Source organism: Dermacoccus sp. 147Ba (assembly GCF_004151355.1).
GTDB lineage: Bacteria > Actinomycetota > Actinomycetes > Actinomycetales > Dermatophilaceae > Dermacoccus > Dermacoccus abyssi.
This window is the reverse complement of record NZ_SEHL01000002.1, coordinates 78,653-92,985: the sequence shown is the minus strand read 5'-3', so window position 1 is coordinate 92,985 and position 14,333 is coordinate 78,653. Positions and strand designations below refer to the sequence as shown.

The following is a 14,333-nucleotide window of genomic DNA, read 5'->3' as shown; positions in this document are numbered from 1 at the left end:
CGTCCGCGTGCTGCGAACGAGGGCCTTCGAGGCTGCGATCAGACCGTCAGCGGACGATCCGTGGGCGCGATCGGCGCCGGGAGCGTCGAGTCGCCCATGAGCCAGGTGTCCACGCCGTGGGCCGCCGAACGGCCCTCGGCGATGGCCCACACAATGAGCGACTGACCTCGGCCGCAGTCACCTGCAACGAACACGCCGGGCACGCTCGACATGAAGTTCGCGTCACGGCTGACGTTGCTGCGCTCGTCCTTCTCGACGCCGAGCTGCTCGAGCAGACCTTCGCCCTGCGGGCCGAGGAAGCCCATGGCGAGGAGTACCAGCTGCGCAGGGATGACCCGCTCGCTGCCCTCGACCTCGTTGAACTTTCCGTTCTCGAACGTCACCTCGACGATTTTGAGGCCCGTGACGTTGCCGTCGGCGTCGCCCATGATCTCCTTCGTCGACGCCGAGTAGACACGCTCGCCGCCCTCCTCGTGCGCCGAGGCGACACGGAAGATCATCGGGTAGGTCGGCCAGGGCTGGTTCGTCGGGCGGTCCTCACCCGGACGCGCCATGATCTCGAGGCTCGTCACCGACTTCGCGCCCTGACGCAGCGCGGTGCCGATGCAGTCGGCGCCGGTGTCACCGCCACCGATGACGACGACGTCCTTACCGGTGGCGAGGATCTGGTCCTCCACCTCGCCGCCGAGCGAGACACGGTTGGCCTGGGGCAGGTACTCCATGGCCTGGTAGGTGCCCTTGTACTCGCGACCCTCGACCGGCAGGTCGCGACGCACGGTGGCGCCCATGGCGAGGACGACCGCGTCGTAGCGCGCACGCAGCGACTCCGCCGTCATCGTCACGCCGATCTCGCTGTTGCAGCGGAACCGGGTGCCCTCGGCCTTCATCTGGTCGATGCGGCGGTCGAGGACGGCCTTCTCCATCTTGAACTCGGGAATGCCGTAGCGCATGAGGCCACCGGGCGCGTCGTCACGCTCGTAGACGGCCACGGTGTGACCGGCGCGCGTGAGCTGCTGGGCCGCTGCGAGACCGGCAGGGCCGGAGCCGACGACGGCGACCGTCTTACCCGTCAGGCGCGTGGGCACCTGCGGCGCGACGTGGCCACGCTCGAACGCCTCGTCCACGGTGGTCTTCTCGATCTGCTTGATCGTCACCGCGGGCTGGCTGATGCCGAGCACGCACGCCGTCTCGCACGGCGCCGGGCACAGGCGCCCGGTGAACTCGGGGAAGTTGTTCGTGGCGTGAAGGCGCTCGATGGCCTCCTCCCACTCCCCCTTCCACGCGAGGTCGTTCCACTCCGGAATGAGGTTTCCGAGGGGGCAGCCCGAGTGACAGAACGGGATGCCGCAGTCCATGCATCGGCCGGCCTGACGCTGCAGGGTGCCGAGCTGCTGCTCCTCGTACACCTCCTTCCAGTCACGGATACGAACGGGAACGGGGCGACGGGCCGGGAGCTCGCGCTCACGGGTCTTGAGGAATCCGCGGGGGTCAGCCACGAGACGACACCTCCATGATCTGGTCCCACACCTGGGCACTGTCGGGGTCGACGCCCATGCCTTCGGCGTCCTTTCGGATGCTCAGCACGCGCTGGTACTCACGCGGCGTGACGAGCGAGAAGCGCACGAGGCTGGCGGGCCAGTCCTCGAGCAGTGACGTGGCGACGGCTGAACCGGTCTCCTCGGCGTGCTGGGTGAGCAGTTCCTTGACGATCTCCTCGTCGCTCTCCCGCAGGCCGGTGATGTCGACGAGTTCGGCGTTGACGAGTTCCTCGCGCAGGTCGAGGACGTAGGCCTCGCCGCCGGACATGCCGGCCGCGAAGTTGCGTCCCGTCGGGCCGAGGATGAGGACGCGACCGCCCGTCATGTACTCGCACCCGTGGTCACCGACGCCTTCGACAACGGCGGTGGCACCGGAGTTACGCACGCAGAAGCGTTCGCCGACCTTGCCGCGCAGGAACAGTTCGCCGCTCGTCGCACCGTAGGCGATGACGTTGCCGGCGATGGCGTTCTCCTCCGCGACGAGGGCCGTCCCGGTGTCGGGGCGCACGATGATGCGTCCACCCGACAGGCCCTTGCCGACGTAGTCGTTGCCCTCACCGACGAGGCGCAGCGTGAGCCCCTTCGGCACGAAGGCGCCGAAGCTCTGCCCCGCAGCACCGCGCAGGGTGATGTCGACGAGGTTGTCGGGCAGTTGCTCGTCGCGGTAGCGCTTCGTCAGCGTGTGGCCGAGCATCGTACCGACGGTGCGGTTGACGTTGGACACCTTCGTCTCGAACGCGACTGCTTCCTTGTTCTCGATCGCGGCCTTGGCCTTTTCGATGAGCTCGTTGTCGAGTGCAACGTCGAGGTGGTGGTCCTGGCCCTGGGAGTTGTACAGGTCGCCACCGAAGGGCATCTCCGCCTTGGCGAAGATCGGCGACAGATCCATGCCGCTGGCCTTCCAGTGCTCGACGGCCTCGTCGGTGTCGAGGGCCTCGACGTGTCCCACGGCCTCGGCGATCGAACGGAAACCGAGCTCGGCGAGCAATTCGCGCACCTCTTCGGCGATGTACTCGAAGAACGTCTCGACGAACTCGGGTTTGCCGGAGTAGCGCTCGCGCAGCTCCGGGTTCTGCGTCGCGATGCCGACGGGGCAGGTGTCGAGATGACACACGCGCATCATGATGCAGCCGGAGACGACGAGCGGAGCCGTGGCGAAACCGAACTCCTCGGCACCGAGCAGGGCCGCGATGACGACGTCACGGCCGGTCTTGAGCTGGCCGTCCGTCTGGACGACGATGCGGTCGCGCAGGCCGTTGAGCAGCAGCGTCTGCTGGGCCTCGGCGAGGCCGAGCTCCCACGGGCCACCGGCGTGCTTGAGCGACGTGAGCGGCGAAGCGCCCGTACCGCCGTCGTGACCGGAGATGAGCACGACGTCCGCGTGGGCCTTGGAGACACCCGCGGCGACCGTGCCGACGCCGACCTCGGAGACGAGCTTCACGTGGATGCGCGCGCTCGGGTTGGCGTTCTTGAGGTCGTGGATCAGCTGGGCCAGGTCCTCGATCGAGTAGATGTCGTGGTGCGGCGGCGGCGAGATGAGGCCGACGCCCGGCGTCGCGTGACGCGTGCGCGCCACCCACGGGTAGACCTTCGGGCCGGGCAGCTGACCACCCTCACCGGGCTTGGCGCCCTGGGCCATCTTGATCTGGATGTCGTCGGCCTCGGTGAGGTAGAGCGACGTCACGCCGAAGCGGCCGGAGGCCACCTGCTTGATGGCGCTGCGGCGCGTCGGGTCGAGCAGGCGCTCGACGTCCTCACCGCCCTCACCGGTGTTCGACTTGCCGCCGAGGCGGTTCATCGCCACGGCGAGCGTCTCGTGGGCCTCACGCGAGATGGAGCCGTACGACATGGCACCCGTCGAGAAGCGCTTGACGATCTCGCTCACCGGCTCGACCTCGTCGATCGAGATCGACGGGCGGTCGGAGGCGAACTTGAACAGGCCACGGAGCGTCATGAGCTCCGCCGACTGGTCGTCGACGGCCTGTGTGTACTGCTTGAAGATGTCGTAGCGGCGCGAGCGCGTCGAGTGCTGGAGGCGGAACACCGTCGTCGGGTTGAACAGGTGCGGTGCGCCCTCGCGACGCCACTTGTACTCGCCGCCGACCTCGAGCGTGCGGTGGCTCGGTCCCTGGCCGTCGCTCGGGTACGCCTTCGCGTGACGCGCCGCGACCTCGGCCGCGACGACGTCGAGACCGACACCGCCGAGGCGGGAGGTCGTGGCCGTGAAGTACGCGTCGACGAGTTCCTGGCTGAGGCCCAGCGCCTCGAAGACCTGCGCACCGCGGTAGGAGGCCACCGTGGAGATGCCCATCTTCGACATCACCTTGAGCAGACCCTTGCCGAGCGCCTTAATGAGGTTCTTCACGGCCTGCTCGGGCGTGATGTCACCGAGCGCGCCGTCACGGGCGAGCTGCTCGACGGACTCCATCGCGAGGTAGGGGTTGACGAGGGCCGCGCCGTAGCCGACGAGCAGGGCCACGTGGTGGACCTCGCGCACGTCGCCGGCCTCGACGATGAGGCCGACCTGCATGCGCGTCTTCTCGCGGATGAGGTGGTGGTGCACGGCTGCCGTGAGCAGGAGCGACGGGATCGGGGCGAACTCGGCGTTGCTGTCACGGTCCGAGAGCACGACGAAGCGGTGGCCGTCGGCAATCGCCTGGCTCACCTCCGCGAAGATGCCCTGGAGGCGTGCCTTGAGGGCGCTCGCTCCCCCGTCGACCCGGTAGGTGCCGCGGATGACGTAGGCCGCGAAGCCCTCCTGGTCGCCGTCGGCGTTGATGTGGACGATCTTGGCGAGCTCGTCGTTGTCGATGACCGGGAAGCCCAGCTCGACCTGACGCGCGTGCTCCGGACCGTCGCCGAGAAGGTTCGACTCCGGACCCATCGTCGTGCCGAGGCTCGTGACGAGCTCCTCACGGATGGCGTCGAGCGGCGGGTTGGTGACCTGCGCGAAGAGCTGCGTGAAGTAGTCGAACAGGAGCCGCGGCCGGGAGCTGAGCACGGCCACGGGCGTGTCGGTGCCCATCGAGCCGAGTGCCTCGGCGCCCGTCTGAGCCATGGGCGACAGGAGGATCTTGAGTTCCTCGTGCGTGTAGCCGAACGTCTGCTGGCGGCGCTCGACCGAGCTCTGCGAGTACATGACGTGCTCGCGGTCCGGCAGGTTCTCCAGCTTGACGATGCCCTCGTCGAGCCACTGCTGGTACGGGCGCTCCGCGGCGAGCTGGGACTTGATCTCGTCGTCGGGAACGATGCGCCCGGCCTCGGTGTCGATGAGGAACATGCGGCCCGGCTGCAAGCGGCCGCGTTCGACGACGTCCTCGGGCGGCAGGTCGAGCACGCCGGCCTCGGAGGCGAGGACGACGAGGCCGTCCTTGGTCACCGAGTAGCGGCCGGGGCGAAGGCCGTTGCGGTCGAGAACGGCACCGATGAGGCTGCCGTCGGTGAACGTGACGCACGCAGGGCCGTCCCACGGCTCCATGAACGCTGCGTGGTACTCGTAGAACGCGCGGCGAGCGGCGTCCATCTCGGCGTGGTTCTCCCACGCCTCGGGGATCATCATGAGCACGGCGTGCGGCAGGCTGCGGCCCGACAGGTGGAGCAGTTCGAGCGTCTCGTCGAACGTGGCCGAGTCGGAGGCGTCCGGCGTGCAGATCGGCAGCAGACGCGAGATGTCGCCCGGCAGGACGTCGCTCTCGAGCTGCGACTCACGCGCGCTCATCCAGTTGCGGTTACCGCGGACGGTGTTGATCTCACCGTTGTGCGCGATGAAGCGGAACGGGTGCGCCAGCGGCCAGCTCGGGAATGTGTTCGTCGAGAAGCGGCTGTGCACGAGGGCGAGGGCCGTCGCGAAACGCTCGTCGGACAGGTCCGGGTAGAACTGCTCCAGCTGCGCGGTGGTGAGCATGCCCTTGTAGACCACGGTGCGCGCCGACAGGGACGCGAAGTACACGTCGAGGTCGTGCTCGGCACGCTTGCGGGCGCAGAAGGCACGACGATCGAGTTCGAGGCCGCTGACGCTCCCGTCGGCAGCCGCGAGGAAGACCTGGCGGAAGACGGGCATCGTCTCGCGGGCCGACTCACCGACGACGCTCGGGTCGACCGGAACGTCGCGCCAGCCGAGAACCGTGAGGCCCTCCTCTTCGGCGATGGCGTCGAACTTCTCGCCGACGGCCCACTGACCGTCCGCATCCTGCGGCAGGAACGCGATACCGACGGCGTACTCGCCCTTGGCCGGCAGGTCGAAGTCGACGACGGCGCGCAGGAACTCGTCGGGAATCTGGGTGAGGATGCCGGCGCCGTCACCGACGAGCGGGTCGGCGCCGGTGGCGCCGCGGTGATCGAGGTTCGTCAGGGCCAGAAGGGCCGCATCGACGATGTCGTGGCCGCCGTGGCCGCGCATCGTCGCGACGAGAGCGACACCGCAGGCGTCGTGCTCGAAGGTGGGGTCGTACAGCCCCTGGGCGGATGGTTGGGCGGAGAAAGCATGCGCTGACATGGCTCACCGTCCTGTTCGTCGTCGGGACGCACGCATCGTCGTGAGACGGCACGTGCGTCGAGCAGTGTTCGGAACAAACCGCGGGACGGCGTTGGCCTGCGGGCCCGAGAAGACTATCGCCTGTAGGGCGTTTTCGCTCAGAAAGCGGACACCCTCATCTCACTGAATGAAATGAGGGCGTCATCGTGCGAACGGCGTCTCAGTCCGTGGAGTCCTTCGTCGTGGAGGTCGCCTCGTCGGAGGTGGCGGTCTCGGACGTGTCCGACGACGCAGTGGACACGCCGTCGTCGGCGCCCCGGTCGCTGTCGTCGCCAGCCCGTGCCAGCCGGACATCCGGATCGGCTTTCCTGCGCGCCAGGAAGATTCCCAGGCCCAGGAGGAAGACGAGGATCGAGACCCACACGTTCACCCGCAGCCCGAGGATGCGGTTGGCGAAGTCGCTTCGCATGAGCTCCACGATGATGCGGCCCATCGGGTAGAGCATGACGTAGAGGCCGAAGGCCTGTCCGCGACGCAGACGTCCGCTGTCCGAGATACGCCAGATGACGAACGCGATGAGCAGGCACCACAGCGCCTCGTAGAGGAACGTCGGGTGGAACGTGCCGAGCACGACCGGCTGACCCGTGGAGTCGACGACGGCCTTGCCGGCTCCACTGTCCCACTGGTGGATCTCCAGGGCCCACGGCACGTCGGTGCGGCGGCCGTAGAGCTCGTTGTTGAAGTAATTGCCGAAGCGGCCGATGGCCTGGGCGAGCGGCAGGCCGGGGGCGATGGCATCGGCCAGAACGGCGAAGGGCACGCCCTCACGGCGTGCGCCGATCCAGGCGCCCAGAGCACCGAGGGCGACCGCGCCCCAAATACCGAGGCCGCCCTGCCACACCTTGAGTGCGTCTACGGGGTTGCCGTTCTCGCCGAAGTACGGCTGCGGTGTCGTGATGACGTGATACAGCCTGCCGCCGACGATGCCGAACGGAACGATCCACAGCACGACGCCTACGGCGGCGTCACGCGCGTACCCGCGGGTCTCGAGGCGACGACCGGCGATGATCGTGGCCACAACGACGCCCGCGAGGATGCACAGGGCGTAACCGCGCAGCGGGATCGGCCCCAGCCACAGGACGCCCTCGGTGGGCGAAGGGATCGTTGCGAGCATCAGGACTTCGCCAGAACCTTGTCGATCGTCGTCGGGGTGGAACCCTCGATGTTCATCATTCCGGCCATGTCGGCGTTCTCGACGTCCTTGCCGTTGATCTTGACGACAGGGGTGGAGTTCACGCCGTCCTTGTTCGTCTGCTCCTCGGTCTGCTCGACGTAGGAGCCGTACGTGTTGTTCTTCACGCAGGAGGCGAAGGCGGACTCGGCACCGTCGCTGATGCCCACGTTCTTGCCGAACTCGAGCAGGTCGTCCTGCGTGTAGCCCTTGCCCTCCTCCGGCTGGTTCTCGAACGTCTCGCGCGTGAACTCGGCGAACTTGCCGGCGTTGGCCGAGCAGAACGCGGCGTTGGCGGCGCGGGCCGAGTTGTCACCCGGGATGTTCTCGTCGAGGAACGTCTTGACGTGGTAGTTCAGCTTGATGTCACCGGACTTGGCCAGTTCGGTGAGCTTCTCCCCCTGCGCCTTTTCGAACTTCCCGCAGAACGGGCACTGGAAGTCGAGGTAGACGTCCACGGTCTTCGCGCTGTCCTTGGCCTTGTCGGCGAAGACCGGCATGCCCTTGCCGCCCGCCATGGCGCCCTGTGGCAGCGACTTGGCACTTGTCGCCTGGGGCGTCTCGTCCTTGCGAAGGCTCATGAAGGCGACGAGGCCGATCGCGAGGACGGCCACGAGCCCCACCACCGACGCGATGACGGCCTTGCTCGGCCCCTTCCTGGGGCCGACGGAGGCCAACTTGTCGGAAGCGTCGGGACGCATGCGCACGAACCTTTCGAAGAAGACCTGAGTGTGTCGTTCAGCCCCAGAGGGCCTGATCCACACTAAACCGGCTGCGTGGGCGCAGGCTGAGTGCCCCCGCCATGACGAGGAAAACGAGGTCGCGGGCGATCTCGAGCGGATACTTCGTGGCGTTCTCGGAGACTGCTCCACCTTCGCTGAAGCAGCCGCAGTCGATGGAGAGCCCCCGGGCCCACGCCGAGGCGATTCCGGCGATGAACACGACGAGAAGAAGCGCTGCGCAAAGCGCCGAGAAGCGGGTGAAGAGCCCCACGAGCAGGAGCACGCCGAGGGCGACCTCGACCATGGGCAACAACGTGCCGATGAGGTTCGACACGTCGTAGGAGAACAGTTCGTAGGCGCGCACCGAACGGCGCGATGCGGGGAAGTTCGTCAGCTTCGGCACACCGGCGAAGAGGAACACCGCGGCCAGTGCGAGGCGGAGCACGAGCGACACCCACGGCATGCGGGTGCCCTCGAGATGCGCCCTGTCCGTCATCCGCGGACGCCCGCCGCGAGTTCGCGCGTTTTCTCCGCAAGTCGCTCGAGACCTTCGTCGAGGTCGACGTCGAGCAGGCACTTGACGAGGGCCGAGCCGACGATGACGCCGTCCGCGTACTGGCCGATCTCGCGGGCCTGCTCGCCGCTGGAGACACCGAGGCCGACGCACACGGGCAGATCGGTGGTGGCGCGCACCTTCTCGACGAGGCCCTTGGCGGCCTCGCCCACCGACGTGCGAGCACCTGTCACACCCATGACGGACGCGGCGTACACGAAGCCGGAGGTGACGTTCGTCGTCGCTGCGATGCGAGCGGGCGTCGAACTCGGCGCCACGAGGAAGATCTTGGCCAGGCCGAGTTCGTCGGCGACCTCGATCCAGTCGGCGCCCTCGTCGGGCACGAGGTCGGGCGTGATGAGACCGCTACCGCCTGCGGCGGCGAGGTCCTGGGCGAACTCGCGCACGCCGTGACGCAGCACGGGGTTCCAGTACGTCATGACGACGGCCGCTCCCCCGGCGTCCGAGACCTCGCGCACCGCGGCGAAGACGTCGGGCACGTGCACGCCCTGCTCGAGCGCTTGCGTGGCAGCCGTCTGGATGACCGGACCGTCCATGAGCGGGTCGGTGTAGGGAAGGCCGACCTCGACGATGTCGCAGCCCGCCTCGACCATCGTGCGCACGGCCCGCAGGCAGCCCTCGCGCGACGGGAATCCGGCGGGCAGGTACCCCACGAGGGCCGCACGGCCCTCGCTGCGCGTCGCCGCGAGAACCTCGTCCAGCTTCGTCATACCTGCGTCTCCTCTTCGTCGCCCGCGACGACGACCTCGTCCTCGTCGATGAGGCCGAACCAGCGTCCGGCGGTGTGGACGTCCTTGTCACCGCGCCCGGACAGGCTGACGAGCACGAGCCCGTCCGGGCCGAGTTCGCGACCGACCTTCATCGCGCCGGCGAGGGCGTGCGCCGACTCGATGGCCGGGAGGATGCCCTCGGTCTGCGACAGGAGCTTGAAGGCCTCCATCGCCTCGGCGTCGGTGATGGGGTGGTACTCCGCCCGGCCGGAATCCTTGAGGTAGCTGTGCTCCGGGCCGACGCTCGGGTAGTCGAGACCGGCCGAGACCGAGTGCGTCTCGATGGTCTGACCCTCGTCGTCCTGGATGACGTAGGTGTAGGCGCCGTGGAGCACGCCGGGCGACCCCTCGCCGGTGAAACGCGAGGCGTGCTTGCCCGTCTCGACGCCCTCGCCGCCGCCCTCGAGGCCGATGAGGCGCACGTCCTCGTCGCCGATGAAGCGGTGGAAGATGCCCATGGCGTTCGAGCCGCCGCCGACGCACGCGCAGATGGCGTCGGGCAGGCGTCCGGTCTCCGCGAGGATCTGCTCACGGGCTTCCTCGCCGATGACCTTGTGGAAGTCACGCACCATCTCGGGGAACGGGTACGGGCCCGTCACCGTACCGAGCACGTAGTGGGTGTGCTCGACGTTCGCCACCCAGTCGCGGAACGCCTCGTTGACGGCGTCCTTGAGCGTCTGACTGCCGTGTTCGACAGGCACGACCTTGGCGCCGAGCAACTGCATGCGCGCGACGTTGAGCGCCTGGCGCTCCGTGTCGACCTTGCCCATGTAGACGACGCACTCGAGCCCCATGAGAGCCGCGGCCGTGGCCGTCGCGACGCCGTGCTGGCCCGCCCCCGTCTCGGCGATGACGCGCGTCTTGCCCATGCGCTTGGCGAGCAGCGTCTGGCCGAGGACGTTGTTGATCTTGTGCGAGCCCGTGTGGTTGAGGTCCTCACGCTTGAGGAAGATCCGCGCACCGCCACAGTGCTCGGCGAACCGCGGCACCTCGGTGAGGATGCTGGGACGGCCCGTGTAGCTGCGCTGCAGTTCGGCGAGTTCGGCGGTGAACGCCTCGTCCTCCATCGCGGCGAGGCGGTGCTCGTCGAGTTCCTCGAGCGCCGCGACGAGCGCTTCGGGAACGTAGCGGCCGCCGTAGGCGCCGAAACGGCCGAGGCCCGCCGGGACCAGCCCTTCACCGGAGGGGCGAACCTGCTTCTCGCTCATGCCAGGGCTCCTTCGCAGGCGCGGATGATGTCGGCCAGCCCCTCACGCGGGGTGCCGTTCTTGACGAGCGCCTCGCCGATGAGGAGCGCCTGGGCGCCCTCCTCGGCGTAGCGACGGGCGTCGTCCGGGCCGGAGATGCCGGATTCGGCGACCTTGACGACGTCCGACGGCAGCGTCTTCGCGATGGGGCCGAAGACCTCGGGGTGGACCTCCAGCGTCTTGAGGTTGCGCGCGTTGACGCCGATGAGCTTCGCGTCGAGCGCGAGAGCCCGCTCGGCCTCATCGGCGTCGTGGACCTCGACGAGGGCGGTCATGCCGAGCTCGCGCGTGATGTCGTGGAAGTCGCGCAGCTGGGCGTCGTCGAGCGCGGCGACGATGAGCAGGACGAGGTCGGCACCGTGCGCCCGGGCCTCGAAGAACTGGTACGGCTCGACCATGAAGTCCTTGCGCAGAACCGGGATGTCGACCGCCGCGCGAACGGCGTCGAGGTCGGCGAGGCTCCCACCGAAGCGCCGCTGCTCGGTGAGAACGGAGATGGCCGTCGCGCCACCGTCGGCGTACGCGTTCGCGAGGTGCGCCGGGTCCGGGATCTCGGCGAGCGCGCCCTTGCTCGGGCTGGAGCGCTTCACCTCGGAGATGACGCCGATGCGGCCTTGCTCGCTGGAGGCGCGAAAAGCCGCGAGCGCGTCACGTGCCGGGGCCTGCGCACGAGCGTCGGCTTCGACGCTGGCGAGGGACCTGACGCGGACGCGCTCAGCGAGATCTTCGCGGACCCCGGCGATGATCGAGTCGAGAACAGTGGTCACTGTCTTATCCAATCATCGTGAGGCCCACGGCCTCACGGGTTGTCCACGGGACGGGTCAGGCGTGGCTCGCCTGGCCCTTCTTCTTGCCCTTGTTCGCCTTGCCCATGGCCCAGCCGACGAGGCCGCCGGCGATGAAGACGATGCCACCGACGATGGCAAGCATGTCGTTACCGAAAAAGACGCCGGCCGCGATGATGAGCGAGGCGATCAGGCAGATGGTGACGCCCGTCCACGCGGCGACGCTGTGACCGTGGTCGAGGTAGGGGCTGTCTCCGGACATCGTCAGGCTTCTCCTTGATGAGGGCGCGCACATTCGTTCCGATTCGTACCGGATCCGACGGGCGCGGCGAGGTGTTCCAGGTCATTCTGTCAGGCTCACACGGCTCGTGCGAGCCCGGGGTGTGGCGCGTGTCGCTCAGGTGCGATCGGTCGGGTCGACGCCGCGCGACATGAGATCCCAGTCGCTCTCCTCGGAGCGCTTGGGCGCCTCACCGTCGACGGGCGCCTCGTAACGACTCGACAGACCGTGCCAGCGGCGCAGACCGAGCAGGCCGAGCACCGAGGACAACAGCGCGAGGAGCGCCGCGAACACGGCCACCCAGAACCAGACGGTGAATTCGCCGCGGGCCACCGCTTCACCGGTGTGGCCGGTGACGGAGGACATGCGGCTCTTCACGGCCGAGGCAGGGTCGAGCAGTGTCCGCAGCGTCAAAGCGACCATGGCAATCGAACCGAGCAAGGAGATGACGCCGGCGGGCCAGCGCGCAATGCGACCGGCGGTCGCGGCGGCCAGCAGGCCCGCGCACGCGACGAGGGCGATTCCGAAGTACCCCGGGATCGCCTGGTTGCCCGTCACGTCGACCGCGTTCGTCGAGAGGACCCCGTCGTTGAGGGTGCCGTTGATCCACGCGCGTCCGGAGGCGATGAGCGCGAGGACGCCCGCGATGAGCGACAGGAGGATGACGCTGCGCTTCGAGGAGATGTCCCTCATCGGATGGGCTCCATCCCGGTGGCGGTCGCAACTGCTCGCAGGGCGGCCGCCGCCTTGTTGATCGTCTCTTGGTATTCGCTCTCGGGCACCGAGTCGGCCACGACGCCGGCTCCCGCCTGAACGTGGGCCACGCCGTCCTTGAGCACCGCCGTGCGGATGGCGATGGCCGCGTCCGCGTCACCGGCGAAGTCGAAGTAGCCGATCACTCCCCCGTACACGCCGCGGCGTGAGCCTTCGCGCGACTCGATGATCTGCATGGCGCGCGGCTTCGGGGCACCCGAGAGCGTCCCGGCCGGGAAGGTGGCCTCGAGCACGTCGTACGCGCTGGCGTCCTCGCGCTTCGTGCCGACGACGGTGGACTCGAGGTGGATGACGTGGCTGTAGTTGCGGATGTTCATGAACTCGACCGTCTCCACGGTTCCGGCGCCGCAGACGCGTTGCAGGTCGTTGCGCGAGAGGTCGACGAGCATGAGGTGCTCGCTGCGTTCCTTCGGGTCGTTCAGCAGGTCGTCGCCCAGCTCCCGGTCGTGTTCCGGCGTCTTGCCGCGCGGGCGCGAGCCGGCGATGGGGTGGGTGATGACCCGCTCGCCAGTCACCTTGACGAGAGCCTCGGGCGACGAGCCGACGACGTCGTAGACGCCGCCGTCGGGCAGGGGCAGGCGCAGCAGGTACATGTATGGGCTGGGGTTGCTCGCACGCAGGGCGCGGTAGACGTCGAGCGCGTCGGCGTCGGTGTCGACGCTGAAGCGCTGGGAGACGACGATCTGGAACGCCTCGCCGGCGCGGATGTCCTCCTTGCAGGCCTCGACCATGTCGTGGAACTGCTCGCGCGTGTGCGTGCTGCGCACGTCCTTCTCGGGCGTGTGCGGCACGGCGACCGTGGAGGGTGCCGAGCCGCCGAGGCGCTGCTGCATGGCGTCGAGGCGCGCAACGGCGTCCGCGTAGGCGCCCTCGACGCCGGTGTCGAGGCCGTCGAAGTTGACCGCGTTGGCGATGAGCAGGAGCGAGCCGTCCTGGTGGTCCATGACGGCCAGGTCGGTGGCGAGCAGCATCGTCACCTCGGGGATGCCCAGCGCGTCCTCGGCATCGTCGCCGATTTTCTCCCAGCGGCGCACGGCGTCGTAGCCGATGGCGCCCACGAGGCCACTCGTCAGGGGCGGCAGGCCGGGGATGCGTTCGGTGTGGAGTAGTTCGAGGCTCTCGCGCAGGGCGTCGACGGCGAGGCCGCTCGTCGGAAGGCCGGTAGGCACATCGCCGAGCCAGACGACCTCGCCGTCACGCTCGGTGAGCGTGGCGCGGCTCGCGGCGCCGATGAACGAGTAGCGTGACCACACGCCGCCGTGCTCGGCGGATTCGAGGAGGAACGTGCCGGGCTCGTCGCGCGCGAGCTTGCGGTAGACGCCGATCGGGGTTTCGGCGTCGGCGAGCAGGCGTCGGACGACGGGAATGACGCGGCGTTCCGTTGCGAGGTGAGTGAAGACGTCGGCGCTCGGCCACGTGGCGCCCCAGGTGAGGTCGGCGGCCAGGCTGGGCGTCGTCGTCATGCGGGATCCTCCGTGGGGTGCTGCTCGTGGGTCGGCTTGAGGTCGTGCTGGTCGATCTCCGACATCGCGCCCGCGGCGGGGCCAGTGGCGTGTGTCGGAGCTCCGACGGTGGCGTCCAGATCGGTGAAGAAGCAGGTGCGCGCGCCGGTGTGGCAGGCGGCACCGATCTGCTCCACGCGGACGAGGAGTGCGTCACCGTCGCAGTCGAGCGCGACGGACTTCACGTACTGCGCATGCCCCGACGTGTCGCCCTTGCGCCAGTACTCACCACGGCTGCGCGACCAGAAGGTGACGCGCCCGTCGTTCAGCGTGCGCCGCAGCGCCTCGTCGTCCATCCAGCCCAGCATGAGCACCTCGCCACTCGCCTCATCCTGGACGATGGCGGCCACGAGACCCGAGTCGTCGCGCTTGAGCCGCTTGGCGATCTCGGTGGGCAGGGGCGTCGAAGTCATGGGTGCCATTGTGCCAACCGCAC

12 protein-coding genes are annotated in these 14,333 nt (G+C 68.6%); all 12 read right to left on the bottom strand.

Going from position 1 to position 14,333, the window contains the following annotated elements:
* Positions 1-38: 38 nt before the first annotated feature.
* The gene (locus EVU97_RS02765; RefSeq protein ID WP_129663352.1) at positions 39-1,496 is read right to left on the bottom strand and encodes a glutamate synthase subunit beta; all 1,458 of its coding nucleotides are present in this window, start codon (positions 1,494-1,496) and stop codon (positions 39-41) included.
* Positions 1,489-6,033 (bottom strand): glutamate synthase large subunit, encoded by a 4,545-nt coding sequence (gene gltB / locus EVU97_RS02760; protein WP_129663350.1) that lies wholly within the window; start codon positions 6,031-6,033, stop codon positions 1,489-1,491. Before gltB ends, EVU97_RS02765 begins: the two co-directional genes overlap by 8 nt.
* Positions 6,034-6,232: 199 nt before the next feature.
* Entirely contained in the window at positions 6,233-7,186 is a 954-nt protein-coding gene (gene lgt / locus EVU97_RS02755) for a prolipoprotein diacylglyceryl transferase (RefSeq protein WP_129663348.1), read from the bottom strand.
* Entirely contained in the window at positions 7,186-7,944 is a 759-nt protein-coding gene (locus EVU97_RS02750; RefSeq protein ID WP_052947138.1) for a thioredoxin domain-containing protein, read from the bottom strand. The genes lgt and EVU97_RS02750 overlap by 1 nt, the downstream gene beginning before the upstream one ends.
* A 37-nt stretch (positions 7,945-7,981) precedes the next feature.
* Entirely contained in the window at positions 7,982-8,428 is a 447-nt protein-coding gene (locus tag EVU97_RS02745) for a MauE/DoxX family redox-associated membrane protein (protein ID WP_231579609.1), read from the bottom strand.
* Positions 8,429-8,457: 29 nt separating this feature from the next.
* Complete coding sequence (gene trpA / locus EVU97_RS02740; protein ID WP_129663344.1) at positions 8,458-9,249, bottom strand: tryptophan synthase subunit alpha; 792 nt, start codon at positions 9,247-9,249, stop codon at positions 8,458-8,460.
* Positions 9,246-10,517 carry a tryptophan synthase subunit beta gene (gene trpB / locus EVU97_RS02735; RefSeq protein ID WP_047312719.1) on the bottom strand — a complete coding sequence of 424 codons (1,272 nt, stop codon included), beginning with the start codon at positions 10,515-10,517 and terminating at the stop codon, positions 9,246-9,248. The genes trpA and trpB overlap by 4 nt, the downstream gene beginning before the upstream one ends.
* On the bottom strand, positions 10,514-11,323 hold the full coding sequence (trpC, locus tag EVU97_RS02730) for an indole-3-glycerol phosphate synthase TrpC (RefSeq protein WP_129663342.1): 810 nt from the start codon (positions 11,321-11,323) through the stop codon (positions 10,514-10,516). Before trpC ends, trpB begins: the two co-directional genes overlap by 4 nt.
* Positions 11,324-11,378: 55 nt before the next feature.
* A complete protein-coding gene (locus EVU97_RS02725) occupies positions 11,379-11,603 on the bottom strand; it encodes an HGxxPAAW family protein (RefSeq protein WP_047312717.1) in 225 nt (74 codons plus the stop codon).
* Positions 11,604-11,738: 135 nt separating this feature from the next.
* Positions 11,739-12,314, bottom strand: coding sequence for a Trp biosynthesis-associated membrane protein (locus tag EVU97_RS02720; protein WP_047312716.1), 576 nt, complete (start codon positions 12,312-12,314; stop codon positions 11,739-11,741).
* Positions 12,311-13,858 (bottom strand): anthranilate synthase component I, encoded by a 1,548-nt coding sequence (locus EVU97_RS02715; protein WP_129663340.1) that lies wholly within the window; start codon positions 13,856-13,858, stop codon positions 12,311-12,313. Before EVU97_RS02715 ends, EVU97_RS02720 begins: the two co-directional genes overlap by 4 nt.
* Positions 13,855-14,319 (bottom strand): phosphoribosyl-AMP cyclohydrolase, encoded by a 465-nt coding sequence (gene hisI / locus EVU97_RS02710; protein WP_129663338.1) that lies wholly within the window; start codon positions 14,317-14,319, stop codon positions 13,855-13,857. The genes EVU97_RS02715 and hisI overlap by 4 nt, the downstream gene beginning before the upstream one ends.
* Positions 14,320-14,333: the final 14 nt, after the last annotated feature.